Raw genomic sequence first — 26460 nt, forward strand, 5'->3', positions numbered from 1 at the left:
GTCGAACCGACCCCCTCTGGCCTGCCGGCCATCTCCCCCTCAAGGGGGGAGAGCGCGAGCCCTCAGATATGCAGTGCGTGCCCCAGCGCCTTCAGCGCCGCTTCCGGAAAACCCTCGCCCTGTGTCGGATGGGCATGGATCGTCCCGGCGATATCCTCCAGCGTCGCACCCATCTCCAGCGCCAGCCCAAACGCAGTGGACAGCTCCGACACGCCCTGGCCGACGGCCTGGATGCCAAGCACCAGATGGCTGTCCGCCCGCGCCACTACCCGGACGAATCCGTCCTCGCCCAACTTCGTCATCGCCCGGCCATTGGCGGTGAAGGGAAACAGGCCGACCTTGATCTCGCCACGCGTCTTGGCCTCCTCCGGCGACAGGCCCGCGGTGACCAGCTCCGGGTCGGTGAAGCAGACAGCCGGGATCGCTCGTCTGTCCCAGCTGCGTTTGTGGCCGGCGACGATCTCGGCGACCATTTCGCCTTGCGCCATCGCCCGGTGCGCCAGCATCGGCTCGCCGGTGACGTCGCCAATGGCAAGGATACCACGCATCGAGCTGCGGCACTGGTCGTCGATGCGGATGAAGGGTCCGGCCATGTCGAGGTCGATCTGCTCCAACCCCCAGCCTTCGGTCACCGGCTTGCGACCGACCGTGACCAGCACCTTGTCGGCGGCAATCTTGCCGTTCTTGCCGCCATTCGTCTCGACCAGCAGCGCGTCGCGCTTAGTGGACAGCCCCTTGATCTTGGCGTTCACGAGCACCTCGATGCCGAGTTCGGCCAGTCGCTTCACCACCGGCCGGGTCAGTTCCGCATCATATTGCGCCAGCACGCGCGGCAACGCCTCGACCACGGTCACCTTGGCGCCCAGCTTGGCAAAGGCGATGCCGAGTTCCAGCCCGATATAGCCGCCGCCGACCACCGCCAGCCTCTCCGGAACTTCGCTCAGCGCCAGCGCCTCGGTCGACGAAATGACCGGACCGCCGAACGGCAGCGATGGCAGCTCGACCGGCGCCGAGCCGGTCGCTATCACCACCGTTTCGGCGCGGATCACCTGCATGCCGATCTCGGTGTCGACGGCAACGGTCTTGCCGTCGCGAAATGTCGCCCAGCCATGCACCGTCTTCACGCCAGCTTTCTTCAGCAGGCCGGCGACGCCGTTGTTCAGCCGGCTAACGATGCCGTCTTTCCAGGCGATGGTGGCGGCGAGATCAAGCGACGGTGCCGCGACCGTTATGCCGAGTGGACTTTTGCCGCCGGCCATGTGCGAGAGCTTTTCGAACTCTTCGGCTGCATGGATCAGCGCCTTTGACGGGATGCAGCCGACATTGAGGCAAGTGCCGCCCGGTTTGCCTGCCTCGACGATCACCGTGTCGATGCCAAGCTGCCCGGCGCGGATGGCACAGACATAGCCGCCCGGACCGGCGCCGATGACCAGCAGCTTGCAGGAGATTTCCTTCATGTCAGCTGCGTCCTTTCGGGGATAAATGCCCCACCATCCGGCCGCTGCGCGCCTTTCCTTCTCCCCCTGTGGGAGAAGGTGGATCGGCGCGTAGCGCCGAGACGGATGAGGGGTGTTGGACGGAGTGCGGTAGGTGCCAAGCTGGAGCACCCCTCATCCGTCGCCTTCGGCGACACCTTCTCCCACAAGGGGAGAAGGGGGAGCCAGCGTCCCGGCGCCCCATGCTGCCGGGCGAGGGGGCCTTTGCGACCGTTCTCATCTCATCAGTCCACAAAAATCAGCGCCGGCGTCTCCAGCAGCGTCTTTATCCGCTGGATAAATACCGCCGCATCCCAGCCGTCGATGACGCGGTGGTCGAAGCTGGAGGACAGGTTCATCATCTTGCGCGGGATGAACTGGCTGCCGTCCCATACCGGCCGCACCATCATCTTGTTGACGCCGACGATCGCCACTTCCGGATGATTGATCACCGGCGTCGTCGCCACGCCGCCCATGGCGCCCAGCGAAGTGATGGTGATGGTCGATCCCGAGAGCTCGTCGCGCGTCGCCGTGCCGGATTTTGCCGCCTCGGCCAGCCTGACAACCTCGGCTGCACAGTCCCAGATGTCGCGCGCCTCGGCGTGCTTGACCACCGGCACCATCAGCCCGGAAGCTGTCTGCGCGGCGATGCCGATGTGGACGCCGCCATGCTGGTGGACGATGCCGGCTTCGTCGTCGAACAGTGCGTTGACATTGGGCTGGTCGGCGATTGCCTTGACCATCGCCCGCATCAGGAACGGCAGCAGCGTCAGCTTCGGCCTGTCCGCGCCCGGCCGCTTCTCCTTGTTGAGCGCGGCGCGCAAATCCTCGAGCGCGGTGACGTCGATCTCCTCGACATAGGTGATATGCGGGATGCGCGACCTGGCCAGCGTCATCTTCTCGGCGATCTTTCGCCTGAGCCCGATTATCTTGATGTCCTCGACCGCCTCGTTGCGGGCGAGGCCAGGAGCCTTCGCGAGCTGCGGTCCGCGTGCCAGGAAGGCGTCGATATCCTCGTGCCGGATGCGGCCGGCCGGGCCGGTTCCCGGGACCTGCCGAAGGTCGATGCCGGCCTCTTTCGCCCTGAGGCGGACGGCCGGCGAGGCCAGTGGCTTTTCGCCCTCGGGGCGCGGCGCACCGACCGGCGCTATACCCCCGAAAGCCGGCGCAATACCCCCACCCCTAACCCCTCCCCACAAGGGGGAGGGGGACTCCGTATCCGCCGTTCGTGCGCCCTCGGTTCTTGGCACATGCCCGACCAAGGGCGAGCTGGACCTGGCTTCGGCTTTGGCGGCCGAAGCTCGTCCCCCTCCCCCTTGTGGGGAGGGGCTAGGGGTGGGGGTAGGTGCCGCCTCACCCTCCGCCGATTTCGCGCCTGCGTTCACATTTCCCTCGCCGGCCACCTTCAACCTGACAATCGGCGAGCCGATCGCCACCGTGTCGCCGATCTCGGCGCCCAACCAGACGATCTCGCCATCGACGGGCGACGGAATTTCGACTGTCGCCTTGTCGGTCATGACAGCGGCAAGCACGGCGTCCTCGCGCACGAGATCGCCGACCTTGACCTGCCATTCGACGAGCTCGGCCTCGGCGACGCCTTCGCCGACATCGGGCAGCTTGATGACATATTCGCCCATCGTTCCCCCTCAGGCTTCCATCGTTTCGACCAGCGCGCGGCCTAGCCGGGCAGGACCAGGAAAATAGTCCCACTCCTGCGCATGCGGATAGGGCGTGTCCCAGCCGGTGACCCGCGCCACCGGCGCTTCCAGATGGTAGAAGCAGTTCTCCTGGACCAGCGCCGAAAGTTCGGCACCGAACCCCGATGTCAGCGTCGCCTCGTGCACGACCACGCAGCGCCCGGTCTTGTTGACCGAGGCGACGATCGTCTCGAGGTCGAGCGGCAGCAGTGTCCTCAGATCGATGATCTCGGCATCGATGCCGGTCTCCTCGGCCGCCGCCTGGGCGACATAGACCATCGTGCCGTAGGCAAGCACGGTGACCGCCGCACCCGGCCGTCGGATCACCGCCTTGCCGAGCGGCACCGTGTAATGGCCGTCGGCAACCTCGCCGAGCTCATGTTTCGACCATGGCGTTACCGGCCGCTCGTGATGACCGTCGAAGGGGCCGTTGTAGAGCCGCTTCGGCTCCAGGAAGATCACCGGGTCCGGATCCTCGATCGCCGCGATCAAAAGGCCTTTGGCGTCATACGGATTCGAGGGCACCACGACTTTCAAGCCGGAGACGTGGGTGAACAGCGCCTCCGGGCTCTGGCTGTGGGTCTGGCCGCCGAAAATGCCGCCGCCGGTCGGCATTCTCACGACGATCGGGCAGGTGAAATCGCCGTTCGACCGGTAGCGCAGCCGCGCCGCTTCCGAGACGATCTGGTCATAGGCCGGATAAACATAGTCGGCAAACTGCACTTCGACGCAAGGCTTCAGCCCGTAGGCGGCCATGCCGATGGCCGCGCCGACAATGCCGGATTCGCTGATCGGCGCATCGAAGCAGCGGCTCTTGCCGTATTTCGCCTGCAGGCCTTGCGTGCAGCGGAAGACGCCGCCGAAGAAGCCGACATCCTCGCCGAACACGATGACTTGGCTGTCGCGTGCCATCGACACGTCCATGGCGTCGCGGATCGCCTCGATCATGGTCCGCCGCGGCATGGTCAGACCCCTGCCTGTTGGCGCTGGCGTCTGAGATGCGGCGGCATCTCGGCATAGACGCCCTCGAACATGTCGCGCGTCGAGGGCTTGCCGCCGGCATGCAGCGTGCCATGGCGCTCGGCCTCCCGCTGCGCCGAAATCACCGTGTCGAGGATTTCCGCCTCGGCCTGGGCGTGGCGTTCGTCCGACCAGACGCCGCGCTGGATGAGATGGTTCTTCAGCCTGACGATCGGGTCGCCGAGCGGCCAGGCATCGGACTCGGCCTTCGGCCGGTAGGCCGACGGGTCGTCGGAGCTCGAATGGGCGCCGACGCGGTAAGTGACGTATTCGACCAGCGTCGGCCCGAGATTGCTGCGCGCCCGTTCCGCCGCCCATTTGGCCACCGCATGGACGGCGAGATAGTCGTTGCCGTCGACGCGCAGTGACGGAATGCCGAAGCCGAGCCCACGGGCGGCAAAAGTACCGGAGCCGCCGCGGGCGATGCCCTGGAAAGTCGAGATCGCCCACTGGTTGTTGACGACGTTGAGCACGACCGGCGCCTTGTAGGTCGAGGCGAACACCAGCGCCGAATGGAAGTCGGACTCGGCGGTCGAACCGTCGCCGATCCACGCGGCGGCGATCTTTGAATCGTTGCTGATTGCCGAGGCCATCGCCCAGCCGACCGCCTGGATGTACTGCGTCGCCAGATTGCCGGAGATCGAGAAGAAGCCGTGCTCCTTCGACGAATACATGATCGGCAATTGCCGCCCTTTCAGCGGATCGGCCTCGTTCGAATAGATCTGGTTCATCATCGTGACCATCGGGTAGCCGTCGGCGATGAGCAGGCCGGCCTGCCGATAGGTCGGAAAATTCATGTCGCCGCGCGACAGCGCCTTGCGGAAGGCGCAGCTCACTGCCTCTTCGCCGAGATGCTGCATGTAGAAAGAGGTCTTGCCCTGGCGCTGTGCCATCTGCATGCGCGCATCGAAGCTGCGCAGCGTCATCATATGGCGCAGCCCCTCCAGCAACTCGTCGTCCGAAAGCAGCCCTGCCCACGGCCCGACCGCCTCGCCGGCGCGGTTGAGCACGCGGATGATCGAGAAGGCCAGATCGCGGATGTCGCGCGGGTCGACGTCGATCTTCGGGCGCGGCACCGAGCCAGCTTTTGGAATGCTCACATTGGAGAAATCCGGCGTCCCGCCCGGCCGCACTTCCGGTTCCGGAACATGGAAGCGCAGCATTCCGGCATCGGCCATGATCTCGGTCCTCCACTGTTGCCCGGCCAGGATACTTGCACACCGCCAGACCAGTGCCAATTCGTCGGGCGAGGCTTCGCTGCCGCTGGCTGCTGCCCGCGGCAGACAGGATGGAGATATGTCGGCGAAATTTCTTGTCGATCTTCCGCGCCGGCGCGCAATTTGGGAGATGATTGCGCGGGTTTCCCGCCAGATAAGGCAATGCGTCGGGTTGGGCGGCGCGAGCACCTCCTTCTCCCCTTGTGGGAGAAGGTGGCCGAGCGAAGCTCGGTCGGATGAGGGGTGTTCCAGCTTGGCACCAACAGTGCTCCGTCCAGCACCCCTCAACCGTCTTGGCGCTGCGCGCCAATCCACCTTCTCCCACAAGGGGGAGAAGGAAAGGAGGGCGGCGCCGTTCACCCCGCGCCCGCGTCATGCTAATCAGCGCCCATGGCACAAAAGAAAGCATACGAGGTCGATGCATGGCTCGCGAAGCCGGATCCGCGCGTCTCGATCGTGCTGCTTTACGGTCCCGATCGCGGGCTGGTTGCCGAGCGGGCAAAGGCCTTTGCCGGCAAGACCGGCCTGCCGCTCGACGATCCGTTCTCGGTCGTCAGGCTGGACGGATCGGAAGTCGATCGCGACGAGGGCCGTCTGCTCGACGAGGCGCGCACCGTGCCGATGTTTTCGGAGCGGCGCCTGCTATGGGTGCGCAACGCCGGCGCTCAGAAGGCGCTTGCCGATGACGTCAAGGCGCTGACGTCGGAGCCCGCGCGGGACGCCATCATCCTCATCGAGGCCGGCGACCTGAAGAAGGGCGTCGGCCTGCGCGCCGTGGTGGAGGCGGCGGACAATGCCATGGCATTGCCTTGCTACGCCGATGAGGCCAGGGATATCGATACGGTCATCGACGACGAACTGCGCAAGGCCGGCATGTCGATGACACTGGAAGCGCGGCAGGCGCTGCGCCGCAATCTCGGCGGCGACCGGCTGGCCTCGCGCGGTGAAATCGAAAAGCTGGTGCTTTATGCGCATGGCCAGGCCGAAATCGGCCTCGACGACGTCAAGGCGACATCCGGCGATGTGTCCGGCCTCTCCTTCGATGCGGCCGTCGACGCCCTGCTCGAAGGCAGGATCGCCGACTTCGACACCGCCTTCACCCGCCATTGCCAGTCCGGCGGCCAGCCCTTTCTGGTACTTTCATCGGCGATGCGGCAGTTGCAGGCGATCCAGGCGATGCGCGGCCTGATGGACGCCGGCGGCCGCAATGCCGCTTCGGTCGTTGCCGCGGCGCGCCCGCCGGTGTTTTTCTCCAGGCGCAAGCTGGTCGAGAAAGCCGTCGAACGCTGGAGCAGCGAGGCGCTCGGCCGCGCCCTCAACCGCCTGCAGACGGCGGTGCTGCAGACACGCCGGCGGCCGGATCTGTCGGTCGCGCTGGCACGCCAGGCCCTGCTCGGCATCGCAGTGGAGAGCGCAAGGCTGGCGCAGCGCACCTGATCTTCCCCCTTGAGGGGGAGATGTCGCCAAAGGCGACAGAGGGGGTCACAGCGCGTAAAACACCAGCCCCTTCCGCGAAGACAGAGGACGTGGGCGCTTGAAATTTGACGACCCCTTCTGGCCTGCCGGCCGTCTCCCCCTCAAGGAGATTAACTACTTCGACGATTTCGCCAATCACCGCGCGGCAGCAAAACGTTCTTTGCCGGCTAATTTTAGCAACCTACCTACTCCCGCTTCAGCCTTCGACAAAGCTCGTCGAGCTGCTCCAGCGTCCGGTAGGCGACGCTGATCACGCCGCCGCGCTGGTTGTGCTCGATCGTGACGATCATGCCGATCGTGCTGGTCATCAGCCGCTCCAGCGCCAGTGTGTCGGCATCCTTTTGCGGCGGGGGCGCGGGCTGGCGCTTTGCCGCCGGCGCGCCGACCGGCATTTGCGCCAGCGCCTCGGCCTGGCGCACCGAAAGCCCCTCGTCGATGATCCGCTTGGCAAGCCCGGCCGGGTCGTTGGCCGTCACCAGGGTACGGGCGTGGCCGGCAGAGAGCGCCCCGTCGACCAGCATGTCGCGGATGACGTCGGGCAGCTTGAGCAGCCTCAGCGTATTGGCGACATGGCTGCGGCTCTTGCCGATCACCTGGCCGAGATCGGCCTGGGTATAGCCATGGTCGTCGATCAGCTGCTGGTAGCCGAGCGCCTCCTCGACCGGGTTGAGGTCGGTGCGCTGGACGTTTTCGATGATCGCCAGTTCGAGCGCCGTGCGATCGTCGACGTCGCGCACGATAATCGGGATTTCGGTCAGCCCGGCGCGTTGCGCCGCGCGCCAGCGTCGCTCGCCGGCGATGATCTCGTAGCGGCCCGGCTGGGTTTTCGACGGCCGCGCCACCACCGGCTGCACCACGCCATGTTCGCGGATGGACTGGGCGAGGTCGGTCAGGTCGGCGTCGCCAAAATGCCGGCGCGGGTTTTTCGGGTTAGGGCTGAGGAACTCGATCGGCACCTTGCCGTCGGCCGCCAGCCCGGGCTTTTCCGGTGCCGCCGGGCGATCGATTTCGCCGATCAGCGCCGCCAGTCCTCGTCCCAGTCTTTTCCTCGAAGGGTCTTCGTTCATTGTCCGTCCAGATCGTTTCGGTGTCGAATCGGCTTATTGTTCAGGCAGCACGCAATTTGCGCTCGCGGCGGATGACTTCCGAAGCAAGCTGCAGATAGGCCTGGCTGCCCGAGCATTTGAGGTCGTAGAGAATCGCCGGCTTGCCATAGGACGGCGCCTCGGAAACGCGGACATTGCGCGGGATGACGGTTTCATAGACCTTGTCGCCCATATGCGCCCGCACATCCTGCACCACCTGGTTGGCGAGATTGTTGCGCCCGTCGAACATGGTCAGCACGATGCCCTGGATCGTCAGGTCGGGGTTGATCGAGCGGCGCACCTGCTCGACCGTCTCCAAAAGCTGGCTCAGGCCCTCCAGCGCGAAAAACTCGCACTGCAGCGGCACCAGCACCGAATCGGCCGCAGCCATCGAATTCAGTGTCAGCAGGTTGAGCGACGGCGGGCAGTCGATCAGCACATAGCCGAAATTGGCCGAGCGCTCAGCCGAAGCCCGCAGAGCGTTGCGCAGCCGCAGCACCCGATCCGGCGCCGAGGCGATTTCCATCTCGATGCCGAGTAGGTCGAGCGTCGACGGTACGATCGACAGGCCAGGCACCGCCGTCGGGATCGCCGCCGCTTCGAGATCCAGCTCGCCGGTCAGCACATCATAGGACGAGACGGTGCGGTCGCGCCGGTCGATGCCAAGCCCGGTGCTGGCGTTGCCCTGCGGGTCGAGATCGACGATCAGCACCTGTTCGCCTATGGCCGCCAGCGCGGTGGCCAGATTGATGGCGGTCGTCGTCTTGCCGACGCCGCCCTTCTGGTTGGCGACGGTGATGATTCGGGGGCCGTTCTTCATCATGGGTCTATGCCAGAAATTCATTTGGGTCGCCGGTCACAAGCCAGGGTGCTGTCGCAAGTCGGATACTTCGAGAATGACGCCCTGTGCGTCGGTTGCACTGGCATGTTCTACCAGATCGAAAGACCATCGTTGAGCGCTTTCTGCCACTTCGGCGCGGTAATCCCGGCCTTTGTGAAACAGGCCGCGCGACCCCTTGGTCAGCCACGGTGCCGCAAGGTCGAGCAGGTCGGGCAGCGAGGCGAGTGCCCTGGCTGTGACGATTTGCGGTGCAGGAACAAGAGGATAGCTGTCGTCGATGCGGCGCGCGATAACCTTGGCGGGCAGGCTGAACTGTCCGATGACCGCTTGCAGGAACGATGCTTTTTTCCGATTGCTTTCAACCAGGTCGATACCGGCGCCGTCCCGCTCGGCAAGCAAAAAGGCCAGCACAAGGCCGGGAAACCCACCGCCGGAGCCGAGATCGACCCAGCGCTTCGCCTCTGGTTTGATTCGCGCCAGCTGCGCGCTGTCGAGGATGTGGCGGCGCCAGACATCGTCCTGCGTCGATTGCGCGGCCAGATTGATCCGGCGGTTCCATTTCTGGAAGACGGCCTCGAACTCGACCAGGCGATCGAATGTTTCACGTGAAACCGGGCCCGCTGCCGCCTGCAGGTTTGCCCAGGACGCAGCGCTCACGCGACCTGCTTTCGCGCGGCCGCCTCGGCATTGCGGACATGGGCGACAATAATCGCCAGCGCCGCCGGCGTCATGCCTTCCATGCGTTGCGCATCGGCAATCGAGCGCGGCTGGCGTGCCAGCATCTTCTGCTTCAACTCATTCGACAGGCCGGGAACAGAAGCAAAGTCGAGCGATTTGGGAATAAGCCTGCTCTCCTCATGCCTGATCTGCGAAACATCGGCCTGCTGGCGGTCGAGATAGACAGAATATTTGGCTTCCGTTTCAAGACGTTCGGCCGTTTTGCTGTCGATCGCCGCGAAAGCCGGCTCGACCCGCGCCAGCCAGGCGATGTCGACGCCGGGATAGGCCAGCAACTCATAGGCCGAGCGGCGGACGCCGTCCCGGTTGATTTCGAGCCCATGGCGCGCTGCCTCATTGGGGGTCATGGTGGTGCCGAGGGCGAGCTGTCGCGCCTTCTCAAGGTCTTGCATACTATTGTTGAACCGCTGCATCCGCTCCGGCGAGGCAATCCCCAGCCTTATCGCCAGTGGCGTCAGCCGCTCATCGGCGTTGTCGGCTCGCAGCGATAGCCGGAACTCGGCCCGCGAGGTGAACATGCGGTAGGGTTCGGCGATGCCGCGGCTGGTCAAATCGTCGACCATCACGCCGATATAGGCTTCGGTGCGGCTGAGCACGATTTCCTCGCTCGCCGACGCCTTGCGCGCTGCATTCAAGCCGGCAAGCAGCCCTTGCGCGCCGGCCTCCTCGTAGCCGGTGGTGCCGTTGATCTGGCCGGCGAGGAAAAGGCCGGCGATCCGCCTGGTTTCCAGCGTCGGCTTGAGCTCGCGTGGATCGACATGGTCATACTCGATGGCATAGCCCGGCTGCAGCATGGTTGCCCGCTCCAGCCCCGGAATGGTCTTCAGGATGTCGAGTTGCACGTCCTCGGGCAGCGAGGTCGAAATGCCGTTCGGGTACACCGTGTCGTCGTCCAGCCCTTCCGGCTCCAGAAAGATCTGGTGGCCTTCGCGGTCACCGAACTTGACGATCTTGTCTTCGATCGACGGGCAATAACGCGGCCCGACGCCTTCGATCGAGCCCGAATACATGGCCGAGCGGCCGAGATTGGCGCGAATCAGCTCGTGCGTCGCATTGGTCGTTCGGGTAATGCCGCAATGGATCTGCGGATTTTCGATGCGCTCGGTCAGCAGCGAGAACGGCACGAGGTCCTCGTCCGCCGCCTGGCTCTCCAGTGACGCCCAACCGATCGTCCTGCCGTCCAGCCGCGGCGGCGTGCCGGTCTTCAGCCGCCCGAGCTTGAAGCCGGCGCGGCTCATCGTCGCCGACAGGCCGACGCTCGCCTGCTCGTTCATGCGGCCGGCGACGATCTTCTTTTCGCCGATATGGATCAGCCCGCGCAGAAAAGTGCCGGTCGTCAGCACCACGGCGCCGCAGGCGAGCCGGCTTCCATCCGCCAGCAGCACCGCCGCGATGCGTCCGTCGTCGATTTCCCGGATGTTGATTTCGAAATCCAGCACCTCGCCTTCGATGACATCGAGGCCAGCCTGTTCGCGAATCGCCGCCTGCATGGCGAGCCGATAGAGTTTTCGGTCGGCCTGCGTCCGTGGCCCGCGCACCGCCGGCCCTTTGCGGCGGTTGAGCAAACGGAACTGGATGCCGGCCGCATCGGCAACGCGGCCCATCAGCCCGTCCATGGCGTCGATCTCACGAACCAGATGGCCCTTGCCGAGGCCGCCGATCGCCGGATTGCAGGACATCACGCCAATCGTGTCGAAGCACAGCGTCACCAGCGCGGTCCTGGCGCCAGCCCGCGCGGCCGCACTAGCCGCCTCGCAACCAGCATGACCGCCGCCCACCACCACCACATCATAGTGATTGGTCATTTGTATATTCCGATTCAAATCCGCCGACACATGTGCCCGTGAGCCTGCACTGTCAAGGACACCCACTAGTCGTTTCACGTGAAACAATTCCGTCTGCGTTCATCGCTACGTGTTTCACGTGAATCATCACCGGCTTCCCCCCACTAAGCGAGCAAGCTAGCGACACGCCCGCATCTCGGTACTTGGCAATGTTTCACGTGAGTCATTTGCCGATACAGAACTGCGAAAAAATAACGTCCAGCATATCCTCGACATCGACCGTCCCGACGATGCGTCCAAGCCGATCCGCCGCCAGGCGCAGTTCCTCGGCCCGTAGCTCCTGCCCGCGATCACCACTGACCACTGCTGCGAGCAGGAAGCGTTTCGTCTCGTTGAGCAGCTCGACGTGCCGCAGCCGCGACGGCAGGACATCGCCGGCCTTGCCGATCTGGACTGCGGCACGACGCCCGATCTCGTCCAGCAGTTCGGCCAGACCCGTGCCGTCCCGCGTCGAGATAGCGAAATCATAGTGCACCGCAGGCGAGGGCGATTTACCCCCCAGCAGGTCAATTTTTGTTCCGACCCTCAGCGCCTGAATGTCGCCCGGCAGCATACCGATCGCGATTGGCTCCGCCAGATCCTCCAGCAGCAACAGCAGATCAGCGCTGTGCGCCTTGGTCCTGGCCTTCTCGATGCCGATCGCCTCGATCTTGCCGGGCGCCTCCCGCAGACCGGCGGTGTCGGTTACCCTGACCCGCACCCCTTGCAGGTCCAGTACCACCTCGAGCAGGTCGCGGGTCGTGCCCGGCTCGTCGGTGACGATGGCCGCTTCGCGCCGCGCCAGGGCGTTGAACAGGCTGGATTTGCCGGCATTCGGTGCGCCGAGGATGACGACTTCGAACCCGTCGCGGATGATCTCGGCAGCCCGGAAGCCTGCGACATGGCGCTCGATTTCGTCGATCACGGCCTGAACATCCGACCAGACTGTGTCGGCGACCGAGCCCGGCACGTCGTCCTCGTCGGCAAAATCGATCTCGGCCTCGATCATCGCGCGGGCGTGGATCAGCCGTCGGCGCCAGCCCAGATAGAGTTCGCTCTGCACGCCTTGGGCGTTGTGAACGGCAAAGCGCCGCTGCGCCTCGGTTTCGGCGTTGATGAGATCGGCCAGCGCCTCGGTTTCGACCAGATCGAGCTTGCCGTTGAGAAAGGCGCGGCGGGTGAATTCGCCAGGCTCGGCATGCCTGACGCCGTCGAAGGAGGCGATCGTTTCCAGCATCCTCGCCACAACGGCGCGCCCGCCATGCACATGGAACTCTGCAACGTCCTCGCCGGTAAAACTGTCGGGGCCGGCAAAGAAGACGACCAGGCCGCTGTCCAGCACCGATCCGTCGGGCGCCCGGAACTTGCGATAGCTGGCAACGCGGTTTGGCACCGTCGGTCCGGAAATCGTTTCGACTACGAATCGACTATGCGGCCCGGAAATGCGGATCACCGCAATACCGGCCGGCAGGCGCCCGCTCGACAGCGCCACGATGGAGTCTTTTGAAATCATTTGCCCGCTCTGCCGAAGCGCCCTAGCTATGCCTGTTCAATCCGCATCGAGTAGTGCCGTGACATTGCCTGCACAAAACCTGCTTGCCGAAGAGGCCAGCCCCTATCTGCAGCAGCACAGCGGCAATCCCGTGCACTGGCGGCCATGGTCGCCCGCCGCTCTGGCCGAAGCAAAGGTGCTGCAGCGTCCGATCCTGCTCTCTGTCGGCTACGCCGCGTGCCATTGGTGCCACGTCATGGCGCATGAGAGCTTCGAGAACGACGACGTCGCCGCCGTCATGAACCGTCTCTTCGTCAATATCAAGGTCGACCGCGAGGAGCGCCCCGACATCGACCAGATCTACATGGCGGCGCTGTCCTCGATGGGCGAGCAGGGCGGCTGGCCGCTGACCATGTTCCTGACCCCGGACGGCAAGCCGTTCTGGGGCGGCACTTACTTTCCGCGCGAAACCCGCTACGGCCGGCCGGGTTTCGTCCAGGTGCTGGAGGCGGTTGACAAGGCTTGGCGGGAGAAGAAAGAAAGCGTTAACCAGAGTGCCGACGGCCTGACCACGCATGTCGAGACGCGGCTGGCTGGCAGCCATGGCAAGGCCGTGCTCGACCGCGGCATGCTGGCGAACCTCGCCAATGGGATTGACGGCATGATCGACCGCGATTTGGGCGGTCTGCGCGGCGCGCCGAAATTCCCCAACGCGCCGTTCATGCAGAGCCTCTGGCTGACCTGGCTGCGCGACGGCACCGCATCGCACCGCGACGCCGTTCTCCTCAGCCTCGAAAAGATGCTGGCCGGTGGCATCTATGACCATATTGGCGGCGGACTCAGCCGCTACTCGACCGACGCCGAATGGCTGGTCCCGCATTTCGAAAAAATGCTCTACGACAATGCCCAGCTCATCCGCTTGTGCAATTGGGCCTATGCGTCAACCGGCGAGGAATTGTTCCGGCTGCGAATCGAAGAGACCATTGCCTGGCTGTTGCGCGAAATGCGAGTCGAGGGCGATGCCTTCGCCGCCAGCCTTGATGCCGATAGCGAGGGCGAGGAGGGGTTGTTCTACACCTGGAGCAGGGATGAGCTCGAGGCAGCCCGTGGCGACGATTCAGCATTGTTTTTCAAATACTTCACGCTTGCCGATCCGCATGGTTGGGAAGGCAAGCCGATCATTTGCCAGACTGATGCTCAACAGGCGCAGAGCGTCGTCGATCGTGACCTTCTGGTTCCGCTCAAGCAAAGGCTGCTGGCCGCGAGGGAACAGCGCGTGCGGCCCGGGCGTGACGGCAAGGCCCTGACCGACTGGAACGGCTTGATGATCGCAGCCCTTGCCGAGGCCGGACGGTCGCTTGGCCGATCCGACTGGATCGAAGCGGCGGCAGCGGCCTTTGCCGCAATTGCGGCTGCCGGACGTGACGGCCGCCTGCCGCATTCGATGCTCGGCGCAAAGAAGCTGTTTCCGGCTCTGTCGAGCGACTATGCCGCCATGGCCAACGCCGCCATCTCACTGTTCGAGGCGACCGGCAATCCCGGCTACATCGATCACGCCGGGAACTTCATTGAGCAACTCGATCTTTGGCACCGGGACAGCGACAAGACCGGCTATTATCTGACCGCGTCCGACAGCGCGGATGTGCCGATCCGCATCCGCGGCGATGTCGACGAAGCCATTCCTTCCGCTACCGGCCAGATCATCGAGGCTCTGGTCCGATTGTCGTCGCTTTCGGGCGATCTCGATCTCTGGGACAAAGCCTGGACAGTCGCAGAGCACGCGGGCGGGCGGGCGGAGCACCAGGGCTATGGCCAGGCGGGTATAGTCAATGCCTGCGCCTTGGCGCTTGAACCGCTGAAGCTGGTGATCGTGGATAGACCCGAGACTCTAAGGCTTGTTCCGGTTGCGAATCGAAATCCAGACCCGCGCCGGGTGGACATCGTCGTGCCTGTTGGCTCGGCGACAAATCTGCCGGCCTTGCCAGGCGGCGTCCTGCCGCCAACGGCCGAGCCCGGCGCCTGGCTCTGCACGGGGCAGGTCTGCCTGCCGGTGATAACCGACGCTGAGGAACTCGAGCGGCAGTTGCGCCGTCGATAGGTCGAGGTGCACAGAACCGGAACGCCGGCGGGACAGCGCCTTGCCCCCTTTACGTATTCATCGAATCGAAGAAATCCGCGTTGGTCTTGGTCTGCTTGAGCTTGTCGATCAGGAACTCGATGGCGTCGGTCGTTCCCATCGGCGCCAGGATGCGGCGCAGCACGAAGATCTTCTGCAGGTCCTGGCGCGGAACCAGCAGGTCCTCCTTGCGGGTGCCGGATTTGAGGATGTCCATGGCCGGATAGATGCGCTTGTCCGCCACCTTGCGGTCGAGCACGATTTCCGAATTGCCGGTGCCCTTGAACTCTTCGAAGATGACCTCGTCCATGCGGCTGCCGGTATCGATCAACGCCGTGGCGATGATGGTCAGCGAGCCGCCTTCCTCGATGTTGCGGGCAGCACCGAAAAAGCGCTTCGGCCGCTGCAGCGCGTTGGCGTCGACACCACCGGTCAGCACCTTGCCGGATGACGGCACGACGGTGTTGTAGGCGCGGCCGAGGCGGGTGATCGAATCCAGCAGGATGACGACGTCACGGCCGTGCTCGACCAGGCGCTTGGCCTTCTCGATGACCATTTCGGCAACCTGGACGTGGCGCACCGCCGGCTCGTCGAAGGTCGAGGACACCACCTCGCCCTTCACCGAGCGCTGCATGTCGGTGACTTCCTCCGGCCGCTCGTCGATCAGAAGCACGATCAAATAGCATTCCGGATGGTTGGTGGTGATCGAATGGGCGATGTTCTGCAGCAGCACCGTCTTGCCGGTGCGCGGCTGCGCCACGATCAGGGCGCGCTGGCCCTTGCCGAGCGGCGCCACCAGGTCGATGACGCGCGCCGAAATGTCCTTCGAGGTCGGAACCTCCATCTCCATCTTCAGCCGCGAGGTCGGATAAAGCGGCGTCAGATTGTCGAAATGGATCTTGTGGCGGATTTTTTCCGGGTCGTCGAAATTGATCGTGTTGACCTTGAGCAGCGCGAAATAGCGCTCGCCCTCTTTCGGGCTGCGGATCGGCCCTTCGACCGTATCGCCGGTCTTCAGCGAGAACCGCCGGATCTGCGACGGTGAAATATAGATGTCGTCGGGACCCGGCAGATAGTTGGCATTGGCGGAGCGCAGGAAGCCAAAGCCGTCCTGCAGCACTTCGACGACGCCGTCGCCGATGATCTCGATATCCTGGGTCGCCAGCCTCTTCAGGATCGCGAACATCAGCTCCTGCTTGCGCATGACGCTGGCATTCTCGACTTCGAGCGATTCCGCATAAGCGATCAGCTCTGGCGGTTTCTTGTTCTTGAACTCTGTGAGCTTCATTTCTTGCATCATTAGACGGACTCTGAGTAAGCTTTGGGAAAAATATCGGCGGGATGCGACAAATGCCGGGCGCGGCCGAAGCGACAAATGGGCGGCGCATGACGGGAAGGAAGACCCGTCTTTTATCGTCGGTCGGTTGAAAGAGCAAGCCGCCTTTTGCGGGCAACCGAAGACGTCAGAACGGTTTCACGATTACCAGGACGACGATGACGATCATCAGCAATGTAGGGATCTCATTGACGATCCGCCAGTGCCTTGCCGATTTTTCATTGCGGTCTTCGGCAAATGTCCGGACGGCGCCGGCGAGATAGCCATGCACGGCCGACAGGCCAACCACCGCAGCGATCTTGGCATGCAGCCAGCCGCCTTGAAAACCAAAGCCTTTCCAGGCGAGCCACAGGCCGAATGCCCAGGTGATCACCATTGCCGGATTGATGATGCCGCGCAGCAGGCGGCGCTCCATCACCTTGAAAGTCTCCGACTGGACGGAGCCTTTTTCGGCATCGGCATGATAGACCAGCAAGCGCGGCAGATAGAGCATGCCAGCCATCCAGGAGATGACGGCAATCACATGGATCGCCTTCGCCCAGGGATAGAAATCATCGGGCCCGAACAGCAACAGCAGCCCGGCCAGCACCAGGAAGATGGCGATCGCGATTGCCGCGCGGCGCATCGCGCCCTTACCGGTGTTGGTGCCGTTCGCATTGTCTGCGCCCATCATCGTCACGATGCGCTCCGCACCAGTTTCACCATCTGCTCGACATGCGCCAGCGGCGTCTCCGGCGTGATGCCGTGGCCGAGGTTGAAGATCAGTGGTCCGTCGCCCAGCGCCTTCAGGATCGCCCCCACGCCGTCGGCAAGCGCTTTGCCGCCGGCTACAAGCCGCAGCGGATCGAGATTGCCCTGCACGGCGCCGTCACGCTGCAATTCCTTCGCGCTCGACAACGGCACGGTCCAGTCGAGGCCCAGCCCGGTCACGCCGGTCTTCCGGCGATAGCTTCGATAGTGATCTCCCGCGCCCTTGGGAAAGCCGATGACCGGAACATTGGGATGGGCAGCCTTCACTTGCCGGACGATCGAGGCCACCGGCTCGACGCAGAACAATTCGAAAGACGCTTCGTCGAGCACGCCTGACCACGAATCGAAGATCTGCACCACGTCGGCGCCGGCCTCGATCTGGCGGATCAGATAGGCAGCCGAATGATCGGCGAGCACCTTCAGCAGCCTAAGAAAGGCCGCCGGCTCGCGATAGCCGAACAGCCTGGCCGGCGCCTGGTCGGGCGTACCGTGGCCGGCAATCATGTAGGTCGCCACCGTCCAGGGCGCACCGCAGAAGCCGATCAGCGTCGTTTCATCAGGCAGTCTGGCGCGCAACCGCCGCACCGTCTCGTAGACCGGCTCGAGATTCACGTGAAACGTTTCGCCGTCGAGAGCCGCAATTTCCGCAGCCGTGATCGGCGTCAGCAGCGGGCCGCGTCCTTCCTCGAAGCGCACGTCGCGGCCGAGCGCATGCGGCACGACAAGAATATCGGAAAACAGGATCGATGCATCGAAGCCGAAGCGTTCGATCGGCTGCAGCGTCACTTCGACGGCGAGATCCGGGTCGTAGCAAAGATCGAGGAAGGATCCGGCCCGTCTCCTCGTCTCCCGGTATTCCGGCAGATAGCGGCCGGCCTGGCGCATCATCCAGAGCGGTGGCGGAAACGCCGCCTTGCCTCTCAACACGTCCAGCACGATCCGGTCTTGAGGCATTGAGCGCTCGCCTTTCCAGGCTTCCCTATAATTAAATATTCTATTTTTAGGAATCTTATGATTCTAAGAGTCTGTTGGTTGTGGTGGTTGTCTCCTGTCCCGCTTTGCCCTCGAAAAGACCAGCCAGCATATTGTCGCGCGCTTCTCCAACGGGATTGCAGGACTTTGTGGAAAGTCGGGAATTTACGACTGGAGTCAATGCGTTGCCGCCAGGCCAGGGAAATTGCCCCTGTGGATGAAGCGAAGGCAAAAAGCTCCGTCCCCGGACTTGTCCCCAACCGCCCGGAGAAGCCGACAGCACATCGAATTGTGGACAAACCGCCATCTGATACAGTCGCTTTGCGGTGGCCGAGTTTCCCGCCCGGCTTATCCACATCGGCCCACAGCCTGGAATGTATCCTGTGAACAAACCGCAGAGCTTCTTTCACCTTCACCTGATTTCCGACGCCACCGGCGAAACGCTGCTGGCCGCCGGCCGCGCGGCTTCCGCGCAATACAAGGACGCGCGCGCCATCGAACATATCTACCCGCTCATCCGCACCGAAAAGCAGGTGACGAAGGTGTTCGAGGATATCGAGGAGGAGCCGGGCATCATCCTCTATACGGTGGTCGACCAGAAGCTTGCCCGCGGCATCGACGAACGCTGCGCGGCCATGGGCCTGCCTTGCGTCTCGGTGCTGGAACCGGTGCTGACGGTGTTCCAGTCCTATCTCGGCACGCCGGCCGGCCGCCGCGTCGGTGCCCAGCATGTGCTGGACGCCGAATATTTCCGCCGCATCGACGCGCTCAACTTCACCATGGAGCATGACGATGGCCAGCTGCCGGCCAATATGGATGATGCCGACATCGTGCTCGTCGGCATCTCCCGCACCTCGAAGACGCCGACCAGCATCTATCTCGCCAATCGCGGCATCAAGACCGCCAACATCCCGATCGTGCTCGGCGTTCCGGTGCCCGAAAGCCTGGTCAATGCCACGAGGCCGCTGATCGTCGGCCTGGTCGCCACCGCCGAACGGATCTCGCAGGTCCGGCAGAACCGCATTCTCGGCACCAGCGCCTACGAACCGACCGACTATGTCGACCGCGCCGCGATCGCCGAAGAGCTCGCCTATGCCCGCCAGATATGCACGCGGCACGGCTGGCCGATGATCGACGTCAGCCGCCGTTCGATCGAGGAGACGGCGGCGGCCATCGTTGCCCTGCGCGGCAAGACGCGCTAGGGCGTGTGATATTCAGGTGATGCCGGCCTGCAAACGGCGGTTTCCTGCGCTTCCGGTGCTCACGTACGAAATGTACGCTCCGCTCCGGTTCTCGGAAGCCACCATTTTCGGCGCGGCCTGACCTGAATCTCGACGCACCCTAGTGACGCCAGCAAACGGGCGAAAAAAATGGCCGAAAAAATCATCCTTGCCTCGGGCAGCCCGTTCCGCAAAGCGCTGCTCGTCAATGCCGGCGTCACTGTCGAAGCGGTTCCGGCTTCTGTCGATGAGCGCGCGCTCGAGGCGCCGCTGCAGAACACTGGCGTGTCGCCGGAGGACGTCGCCCTGGTGCTCGCCGAAGCCAAGGCCACCGACGTCAGTGAGCGCAAGCCCGGCGCCCTGGTGCTCGGCTGCGACCAGACGCTGTCGCTCGGCGACGAGCTGTTCCACAAGCCGGCCGACATGGAAGGAGCGCGCCGTCATCTGCTGGCGCTGTCGGGCAAGACGCATCATCTCAACAGCGCCGTCGTGCTCGGCCGTGACGGCCAGGTTCTGTGGCGGCATGTCGGCATCGCCAGCCTGACCATGCGCAAGCTCGATCCGGCCTTCATCGGCCGCCATCTGGCGCGCGTCGGCGCCAAGGCGTTGTCCAGCGTCGGCGCTTACCAGATCGAAGGCGAAGGCATCCAGCTGTTCGAAAAAATCGAAGGCGACTATTTTACTATTGTCGGCTTGCCACTTTTGCCGGTGCTGGCCAAGCTGCGTGAGTTCGGGGCGATCGATGGCTGAGGCCCCAAAAAAAGCCTTCGTCACCGGCCACCCGATCGCGCATTCCAGGTCTCCGAAGATCCACGGCCACTGGCTGGCGAAATACGGCATCGACGGCGTCTACGAGGCCATCGACGTTGCACCGGAGGCCTTTGCCGAATTCCTGCAGGCGCTGCAGGCACAAGGCTATCGCGGCGGCAACGTCACCATCCCGCACAAGGAAGCCGCCTTCGCACTGGCGGCGCGACGCGACGCCGACGCCGAACAGATCGGTGCGGTCAATACGCTGTGGTTCGAGAATGGCGAATTGTGCGGTGGCAACACCGATGCCCATGGCTTTGCCGCCAATCTGGACGAATATGCACCGGGCTGGGCGGCCAACGGCCCCGCCGTGGTGCTCGGTGCCGGCGGCGCCGCTCGCGCGGTCATCCATGCGCTGAAGCAGCGCGGCGTCAGCGACATCCGCATCGTCAACCGGACGCTTGCGAGGGCGCAGGAGCTGCGCGACCGCTTCGGTGCCGGCGTTTCCGCCCACAACCTCGCGGCGACCGGCGAATTGCTCGAAGATGCCGGCCTGCTGGTCAACACGACAGCGCTCGGCATGCATGGCAATGAAGGCCTGTCCGCGGATCCAGGCAGACTGCCGGACCGCGCCATCGTCACCGACATCGTCTACGTGCCGCTGGAGACGCCGCTGCTTGCTACTGCCAAAGCGCGCGGCCTGAGAACCGTCGATGGGCTCGGCATGCTGCTGCACCAGGCGGTGCCCGGCTTCGAGCGGTGGTTCGGCATCAGGCCAGAAGTCACCGCCGAACTGCGGCAAATAATTATTGCCGATATCGGCGCGATAAAATGATCGTGCTCGGCCTCACCGGATCGATCGGCATGGGCAAATCGACCGCGGCCAAGATGTTCGCCGAGGCCGGCGTGCCGGTCCATGATTCCGACGAGGCTGTGCATCGCCTTTATGCCGGCAAGGCCGCGCCCTTGGTCGAGGCGGCCTTTCCCGGCACCACCCGATCCGGTGCGGTCGACCGCGCGGCACTGGCGGAGCGGGTGCTCGGCGACGCCCCCGCGCTGAAACGGCTGGAAGCGATCATCCATCCACTGGTCCGTGCCGATGCCGATGCCTTCCTGGCTGAACATCGTGCCGCCGGCGCGCCGCTTGCCGTGCTCGATATACCGCTGCTGTTCGAGACCGGCGGCCGCGATCGCGTCGACAAGGTCGTGGTCGTCACCGCGCCGCCCGAAGTCCAGCGCGCCCGCGTGCTGGCGCGGCCGGGTATGAACGAGGAGAAACTGGCGTCGATCCTGGCCAGGCAGGTTCCCGACGCCGAAAAGCGCCGGCGCGCCGACTTTGTCATCGACACCGGTCAGGGCTTTGACGCCACTCGCGCGGCCGTCAAGGCCATCATCGCCGAACTAGTCGTGGATAAGGCAGCCAGGCCTGGTTAAGAGGCTTGCAGACCCACATTACTTGTTGCCATTTTGTTCCTGGTGTGATTCGGCTAGAATGATGCCAGCACCAGTGGACTGATTCGATGCGTGAGATCATCTTCGATACGGAAACCACCGGCCTCGACACGCGCGAGGACCGCGTCATCGAGCTTGGCGGCGTCGAGCTGGTCAACCGCTTCCCGACCGGCCGAACCTTCCACAAATACATCAACCCGCAAGGCCGCCAGATCCATCACGAGGCGCAGGCCGTGCACGGCATCAGCGCCGCCGATCTTCAGGGCAAGCCGACTTTCATGGAGATCGCCGAGGAGTTTCTGGCCTTCATCGACGGCGCCAAACTGGTCGCGCACAATGCCGGCTTCGACATCGGCTTCCTCAATCTCGAATTCGGCCGGCTTGGCCATCCGGCCATCGATCCGGGACGGATCGTCGACACGCTGGCGCTGGCGCGCCGCAAGCATCCGATGGGCCCCAATTCGCTCGACGCGCTCTGCCGCCGCTACGGCATCGACAACGGCCGCCGCACCAAGCACGGCGCGCTGCTCGATTCGGAATTGCTGGCCGAGGTCTATATCGAGCTCATCGGCGGCAAGCAGGCAAGCCTTATCCTCGACAGCATCCTGACTCCGGCGGGCGGCAGGCAGAATGTCGACGACATCGATATTTCGATCGGTGTGCGGCCGATCGCCTTGCCGTCGCGCCTGACCGATGCCGAGCGCGCAGCACACGCAGGCATGGTTGGCAGCCTCGGCGAAAAAGCGCTGTGGCTGCGCGTCCCCCCGGAAGCGAGTTCCGCCGCACAGTGATTTTGACCGGAGTGATCCTTCGCGCCCCCCTCTGTCCTGCCGGACATCTCCCCCTCAAGGGGGGAGATTGGCAGACCCAGCGTCTCGCTCATTCCTGCGGCGATGAAGGATTGGCGAAGGCTGACGTGAAGTCCGATCTCCCCCCCTTGAGGGCAGGGCTATCGCAGATGGAAAGCCGAGGCTTTCGCTCTACGACGTACCCCCACCCCTAGCCCCTCCCCACAAGGGGGAGGGAGACTTTCGTTGGCGCTGACCTCGGCAAATTGCCTGCCTTTCGGCGCCAAAAGGGGAAGTAAGGGCGGGCGGCAGCGTTCCCTCCCCCTTGTGGGGAGGGTTAGGGTGGGGGTCCATCTTCGTAAGAATCCAAATGCGATTGCCCTGCCCTTGAGGGGGAGATGGCCGGCAGGCCAGAGGGGGGTACTGCCCCGCCGGCGTCTCAAACAAAAAACCCGGCTTCGCGCCGGGTTTTTCAAACGCTGCGAGCCAACCAGCCTCAGCTCACCTTGACCTTGGCGGCGGCAGCCTGGTCCTCGGTCAGCTTCTGCTGGAACATCTGCGCGAAATCGATCGGGTCTAGCATCAGCGGCGGGAAGCCGCCGTTGCGTGTTGCCTCGGCGATGATCTGCCGGGCGAACGGGAACAGCAGCCGCGGGCATTCGATGAACAGGATCGGCAGCATGTGCTCCTGCGGGAAGCCGCTGATGGAGAAGACGCCGCCATAGACCAGCTCGACGTTGAACAGCACTTCCTGGTCGAACGACGCTTTTGCGTTCAGCGTCAAATTGACGTCGAACTGCTTGTCCGAAAGCGGGTTGGCGTTGACGTTGACATTGATGGCGATGCCCGGAGCCTTGTCGCGGCCGCGCAACGAGTTCGGTGCGCCGGGGCTTTCGAAGGACAGGTCCTTCACATATTGCGCAAGCACGTTGAGCGAAGGCTGCGCCGCATTTCCATTACCGTTGGCTGCGCCGGTCGGCGCGTCGTCGTTGCTGGCCATAAGCTGTGGTCCTTTTGCCTGGGCAGCGTTGCTGACCGGATTGAAATTCGGGCGTTCGCTATCATGGCCGGCCCGACAAGACAAGTTTGCAAAAGACACCGGTTGCCTTGCAGCTACTCGTCCTTGAGGCGGCGCCAGGGAGAACCCGGTCCGCGCGTATGGTCGTCGGCCCGCGAATAGTCGCCGTCGTCGAGATCGATGGTCTTGCCGCGTTGCCTTGCCCGCAAACCACTGCTGAAATCGGTGGCCAGCACGATGCGGCCTTTCAGCATCCGCCAGGCAAGATCGCGCACCGGCGGCAGGAACAGCAGAAGGCCGAAAATATCCGAGATGAAGCCGGGGATGATCAAAAGGATCGCTGCCAGCACGATCATGGCGCCATGCGCAAGCTGGCCGCTCGGATCACGCCCGGCATCCATTTCGGCACGGACCCTGGCCATGACGCCAAAACCCTGGTGCCGCAGCAGCAGGGCGCCGGCGACACTCGAGGCCATCACCAAGCCGACTGTCGCCAGCGCGCCGACCTGGCGGCCGACAATAACGAAACCGGCTATCTCCAGCAGCGGAAGCGCGAGAATGAACAGGGGAAGCAGCGAGATACGCAAATCTTGACCGATCGTTTTCGATGTTTTGCCGGCCGGCGAGCAATCGCCGCTGGCACCAGAGCTGTTAGATAGGTATGGCTGCCTTTGATTTGAATGATTGCGCCATGCGTTCTATATGCTTTGGATACTGAACGCTATGTGATCGCGGCCCTTGCTTGGCCGCTGGTCCGGCCAAAGCAGGGATTGATTGGCGCAAGATATGGGCTTCTTCGACTTCGGCACGATTTTCTTTCTGATTGCGGCGGTGGTGATCTTCTTCCAGCTGCGCAACGTGCTTGGCCGACGCACGGGCAACGAGCGCCCACCCTTCGATCCATATACGGCAGCGCGCAAAAACGACAAGGATGCCGCCCAGAAACCCGAGAACGTGGTCTCGCTGCCGCGCAAGCGCCTGGCGGGAGAGCCGGCGGCCGATGCCTATGTGGCGATCGATGCCTTTGCCAAGCCGGACACCGATCTCAACCGGGGCCTGCGGGCGATCAAGGACAATGATCCGACCTTCGACCCGAAGACCTTCGTCGACGGCGCCAAGATGCCCTACGAGATGATCGTCATGGCCTACGCCGATGGCGACCGCAAAACGCTGAAGAACCTTTTGTCGCGCGAGGTCTATGACGGCTTCGTCGCGGCCATCGGCGACCGTGAGGCGAAAGCCGAAAAGATCCAGTCCTCCTTCGTCGGCATCGACAAGGCCGACATCGTTTCGGCCGAGATGAAGGGCAGCGAGGCCCACATCACGCTGCGCATTGTCAGCGAACTGATTTCGGCGACCCGCGACAAGGCCGGCGCCGTCATCGACGGCGATCCCGAAACCGTCGCCGAGGTCAAGGATGTCTGGACCTTCGCTCGTGACGCGCGCTCGCGCGATCCGAACTGGAAGCTCGTCGCCACCGAAGAAGAAGACTGAACTGGACGGCGGCGGAGGCTGTCGTGTCGCTTTCTCGAGCCTTCAGCGAAAAATCCTTTGGCGAATTGCCGGGCTGGGGTGAGGACGACCATCTCCCTGCCTTTGACGCCTTTCGCCGCTCAGCCTTTCATATCCTGAGCAAACCCTACCGCTCCGGCGCGCTCGGCGTCGACTACAATGGCTTTGCCGACGCCTATGCCGAAGCGCGCACCGTTTCGCCGGCGAATCGGTCGCAGGCTCGAAGCTTTTTCGAGCGCCATTTCGTTCCGGCCCGTATCGATGCCGAAGATGGTGGTCCCGGCCTGGTCACCGGCTTTTATGAGCCGGAGGTCGAAGCCTCGCCGGTACGCACGCAACGGTTTTCGGTGCCGTTGCTGGCGTGCCCGGCCGACCTAGTCGACATCGACGACGGCAATCGTCCTTCAGCCTTGGATCCTTATCTCGCCTTTGCTCGTGCGGCGCCGAACGGCCCGGTCGAATATTTCGACCGCGGCGAGATCGAACGCGGCGCGCTTGCCGGAAAAAGGCTGGAAATCGCCTGGCTCGCCGACAAGGTCGACGCCTTCTTCATTCACGTGCAGGGCGCGGCACGCCTCAAGATGACCGACGGCAGGCTTCGCCGCATCACCTATGCCGCCAAATCCGGCCAGCGCTTTACCGGACCGGGCAAGATCTTGAGCGAGGAAGGCGAGATCCCGCTGGAGAAAGTGACGATGCAGTCGATCCGTGCCTGGTTCAAGGCGCATCCGGAACGCGTCGACGAGATCCTTTGGCGCAACCGCTCCTACATCTTCTTCCGCGAGATGGGCGTCGACGACTCAGAGCTCGGCCCGATCGCTGCCGCCAAGGTGGCGCTGACCCCCGGCCGCTCGATCGCCGTCGACCGACTGCTGCACACGTTCGGCACGCCCTTCCATATCGATGCGCCGTCGCTGACCGCTTTCGACGGAAAACCGTTCCGGCGGCTGATGATCGCGCAGGACACCGGCTCGGCGATCACCGGGCCGGCCCGCGGCGATCTGTTTGCCGGGTCGGGCGATGCTGCCGGCGAGATCGCCGGCGTTATCCGCAACGCCGCAGATTTTTATGCGCTGATCCCCCGGCCGCTGGTTTCAGGAGCAGGCCGATGACCCGGCGCATCGACAGGCTGAGCGAGGACGACCGGGTGCTGTGGAACCTGGTGGCGCACACGGCAAAACCGCTGAAGGGCAGAACCGCCGTCGAAATTCCGCACGTCGGGCCGGAGACCGACGAGACCAGGCAGGCGCCGCCGCGGGCACAGGTCGCGGGCAATGCTGCCACGGCCGCAAAGCCGAAGGCGCAGCATGTCTCCCACGCACTCGACGAACCGACGCTGGACAAGCTGTCGAAGGGCCGGCTGCCGATCGAGGGCCGCGTCGACCTGCATGGCCTGACGCAGGACGAAGCCTATTCGCTGCTGTTTTCCTTTCTGCACCGGGCGCATGCCGGCGGCATCCGCTACGTCCTCGTGATCACCGGCAAGGGCTCTTCGTCGGGCGGCGATGGCGTCTTGCGGCGCGCCGTGCCGTCATGGCTGTCGACACCCGCCTTCCGGCCCCTCGTCTCCAGCCACGACCATGCCGCCCGCAAACATGGCGGCTCGGGTGCGCTCTATATCCGCTTGCGGCGGGCGCGCTCATGAGGAAACGCCGATGAGGGACGCACCTATGAGGATGCAC

Annotated in this window: 24 protein-coding genes; 10 read left to right on the plus strand and 14 right to left on the minus strand. The window is 64.0% G+C overall.

Annotated features, from left to right (window positions below):
* Positions 1-62: 62 nt before the first annotated feature.
* From lpdA to NKJ15_RS24300, 4 genes are all read right to left on the minus strand, one after another.
* Positions 63-1457, minus strand: coding sequence for a dihydrolipoyl dehydrogenase (lpdA, locus tag NKJ15_RS24285; RefSeq protein WP_352818024.1), 1395 nt, complete (start codon positions 1455-1457; stop codon positions 63-65).
* 263 nt (positions 1458-1720) lie between these two features.
* Entirely contained in the window at positions 1721-3112 is a 1392-nt protein-coding gene (locus NKJ15_RS24290; RefSeq protein WP_352818025.1) for a dihydrolipoamide acetyltransferase family protein, read from the minus strand.
* A 9-nt stretch (positions 3113-3121) separates the two neighbouring features.
* Positions 3122-4135, minus strand: a complete 1014-nt coding sequence (locus tag NKJ15_RS24295) for an alpha-ketoacid dehydrogenase subunit beta (protein WP_352784330.1) — start codon at positions 4133-4135, stop codon at positions 3122-3124.
* A gap of 2 nt (positions 4136-4137) precedes the next feature.
* Positions 4138-5370 (minus strand): 3-methyl-2-oxobutanoate dehydrogenase (2-methylpropanoyl-transferring) subunit alpha, encoded by a 1233-nt coding sequence (locus NKJ15_RS24300; RefSeq protein ID WP_352818028.1) that lies wholly within the window; start codon positions 5368-5370, stop codon positions 4138-4140.
* 429 nt (positions 5371-5799) lie between these two features.
* Between NKJ15_RS24300 and holA the strand changes: the two genes are divergently transcribed.
* Positions 5800-6846, plus strand: coding sequence for a DNA polymerase III subunit delta (gene holA / locus NKJ15_RS24305; RefSeq protein ID WP_352818030.1), 1047 nt, complete (start codon positions 5800-5802; stop codon positions 6844-6846).
* Positions 6847-7070: 224 nt separating this feature from the next.
* Here the strand turns inward: holA and NKJ15_RS24310 are convergent, their stop codons facing one another.
* The 5 genes from NKJ15_RS24310 to mnmE all read right to left on the minus strand — a co-directional run bounded on the left by NKJ15_RS24310 (position 7071) and on the right by mnmE (position 12885).
* A complete protein-coding gene (locus NKJ15_RS24310) occupies positions 7071-7952 on the minus strand; it encodes a ParB/RepB/Spo0J family partition protein (RefSeq protein WP_352614674.1) in 882 nt (293 codons plus the stop codon).
* A gap of 40 nt (positions 7953-7992) precedes the next feature.
* Entirely contained in the window at positions 7993-8793 is an 801-nt protein-coding gene (locus NKJ15_RS24315) for a ParA family protein (protein ID WP_084642633.1), read from the minus strand.
* A gap of 33 nt (positions 8794-8826) precedes the next feature.
* Entirely contained in the window at positions 8827-9468 is a 642-nt protein-coding gene (rsmG, locus tag NKJ15_RS24320) for a 16S rRNA (guanine(527)-N(7))-methyltransferase RsmG (RefSeq protein WP_352570098.1), read from the minus strand.
* Positions 9465-11354, minus strand: a complete 1890-nt coding sequence (gene mnmG / locus NKJ15_RS24325) for a tRNA uridine-5-carboxymethylaminomethyl(34) synthesis enzyme MnmG (RefSeq protein WP_352818033.1) — start codon at positions 11352-11354, stop codon at positions 9465-9467. The genes rsmG and mnmG overlap by 4 nt, the downstream gene beginning before the upstream one ends.
* Positions 11355-11556: 202 nt before the next feature.
* Positions 11557-12885, minus strand: a complete 1329-nt coding sequence (gene mnmE, locus NKJ15_RS24330) for a tRNA uridine-5-carboxymethylaminomethyl(34) synthesis GTPase MnmE (protein WP_352818036.1) — start codon at positions 12883-12885, stop codon at positions 11557-11559.
* 58 nt (positions 12886-12943) lie between these two features.
* Here mnmE and NKJ15_RS24335 point away from each other — a divergent pair, with 58 nt between their 5' ends.
* Positions 12944-14962, plus strand: coding sequence for a thioredoxin domain-containing protein (locus tag NKJ15_RS24335; RefSeq protein WP_352818037.1), 2019 nt, complete (start codon positions 12944-12946; stop codon positions 14960-14962).
* Positions 14963-15011: 49 nt separating this feature from the next.
* Here NKJ15_RS24335 and rho read toward each other — a convergent pair whose 3' ends face one another.
* From rho to hemE, 3 genes are all read right to left on the minus strand, one after another.
* Positions 15012-16277: a transcription termination factor Rho gene (gene rho / locus NKJ15_RS24340; RefSeq protein WP_023675925.1), complete on the minus strand. Its 1266-nt coding sequence runs from the start codon at positions 16275-16277 to the stop codon at positions 15012-15014.
* A 166-nt stretch (positions 16278-16443) separates the two neighbouring features.
* Positions 16444-16989 carry a protoporphyrinogen oxidase HemJ gene (gene hemJ, locus NKJ15_RS24345; protein ID WP_502906942.1) on the minus strand — a complete coding sequence of 182 codons (546 nt, stop codon included), beginning with the start codon at positions 16987-16989 and terminating at the stop codon, positions 16444-16446.
* A gap of 2 nt (positions 16990-16991) precedes the next feature.
* Entirely contained in the window at positions 16992-18020 is a 1029-nt protein-coding gene (hemE, locus tag NKJ15_RS24350; RefSeq protein ID WP_352818040.1) for a uroporphyrinogen decarboxylase, read from the minus strand.
* 401 nt (positions 18021-18421) lie between these two features.
* Between hemE and NKJ15_RS24355 the strand changes: the two genes are divergently transcribed.
* The 5 genes from NKJ15_RS24355 (at position 18422) to dnaQ (ending at position 22251) form a co-directional block, all read left to right on the plus strand.
* Positions 18422-19240 (plus strand): pyruvate, water dikinase regulatory protein, encoded by an 819-nt coding sequence (locus tag NKJ15_RS24355; RefSeq protein ID WP_254817949.1) that lies wholly within the window; start codon positions 18422-18424, stop codon positions 19238-19240.
* Positions 19241-19408: 168 nt separating this feature from the next.
* On the plus strand, positions 19409-20008 hold the full coding sequence (locus tag NKJ15_RS24360) for a Maf-like protein (RefSeq protein WP_352473997.1): 600 nt from the start codon (positions 19409-19411) through the stop codon (positions 20006-20008).
* Positions 20001-20843: a shikimate dehydrogenase gene (locus tag NKJ15_RS24365; RefSeq protein ID WP_352818042.1), complete on the plus strand. Its 843-nt coding sequence runs from the start codon at positions 20001-20003 to the stop codon at positions 20841-20843. Before NKJ15_RS24360 ends, NKJ15_RS24365 begins: the two co-directional genes overlap by 8 nt.
* Positions 20840-21442, plus strand: coding sequence for a dephospho-CoA kinase (gene coaE / locus NKJ15_RS24370; RefSeq protein WP_352818044.1), 603 nt, complete (start codon positions 20840-20842; stop codon positions 21440-21442). Before NKJ15_RS24365 ends, coaE begins: the two co-directional genes overlap by 4 nt.
* 86 nt (positions 21443-21528) lie before the next feature.
* Positions 21529-22251 (plus strand): DNA polymerase III subunit epsilon, encoded by a 723-nt coding sequence (gene dnaQ / locus NKJ15_RS24375; RefSeq protein WP_352473994.1) that lies wholly within the window; start codon positions 21529-21531, stop codon positions 22249-22251.
* Between the two features lie 493 nt (positions 22252-22744).
* On the opposite strand, the gene secB is transcribed toward dnaQ, so the two are convergent.
* Together secB and NKJ15_RS24385 are read right to left on the minus strand one after the other, a co-directional pair.
* Complete coding sequence (secB, locus tag NKJ15_RS24380; protein ID WP_352491249.1) at positions 22745-23248, minus strand: protein-export chaperone SecB; 504 nt, start codon at positions 23246-23248, stop codon at positions 22745-22747.
* Positions 23249-23361: 113 nt separating this feature from the next.
* Positions 23362-23853: an FxsA family protein gene (locus NKJ15_RS24385; protein ID WP_352491248.1), complete on the minus strand. Its 492-nt coding sequence runs from the start codon at positions 23851-23853 to the stop codon at positions 23362-23364.
* A gap of 199 nt (positions 23854-24052) precedes the next feature.
* On the opposite strand from NKJ15_RS24385, the gene NKJ15_RS24390 reads away from it, so the two are divergent.
* Genes NKJ15_RS24390 through NKJ15_RS24400 form a run of 3 tightly spaced genes read left to right on the plus strand, consistent with a single transcriptional unit; the run spans position 24053 to position 26423 of the window.
* On the plus strand, positions 24053-24760 hold the full coding sequence (locus NKJ15_RS24390) for a Tim44/TimA family putative adaptor protein (protein ID WP_352818048.1): 708 nt from the start codon (positions 24053-24055) through the stop codon (positions 24758-24760).
* A 23-nt stretch (positions 24761-24783) separates the two neighbouring features.
* Positions 24784-25890, plus strand: coding sequence for a murein transglycosylase A (gene mltA, locus NKJ15_RS24395; RefSeq protein WP_352818050.1), 1107 nt, complete (start codon positions 24784-24786; stop codon positions 25888-25890).
* Positions 25887-26423, plus strand: coding sequence for a Smr/MutS family protein (locus NKJ15_RS24400; RefSeq protein ID WP_352818052.1), 537 nt, complete (start codon positions 25887-25889; stop codon positions 26421-26423). The genes mltA and NKJ15_RS24400 overlap by 4 nt, the downstream gene beginning before the upstream one ends.
* The last annotated feature ends 37 nt before the right edge of the window (positions 26424-26460 follow it).

This window comes from Mesorhizobium sp. M0207 (genome assembly GCF_040321995.1).
GTDB lineage: Bacteria > Pseudomonadota > Alphaproteobacteria > Rhizobiales > Rhizobiaceae > Mesorhizobium.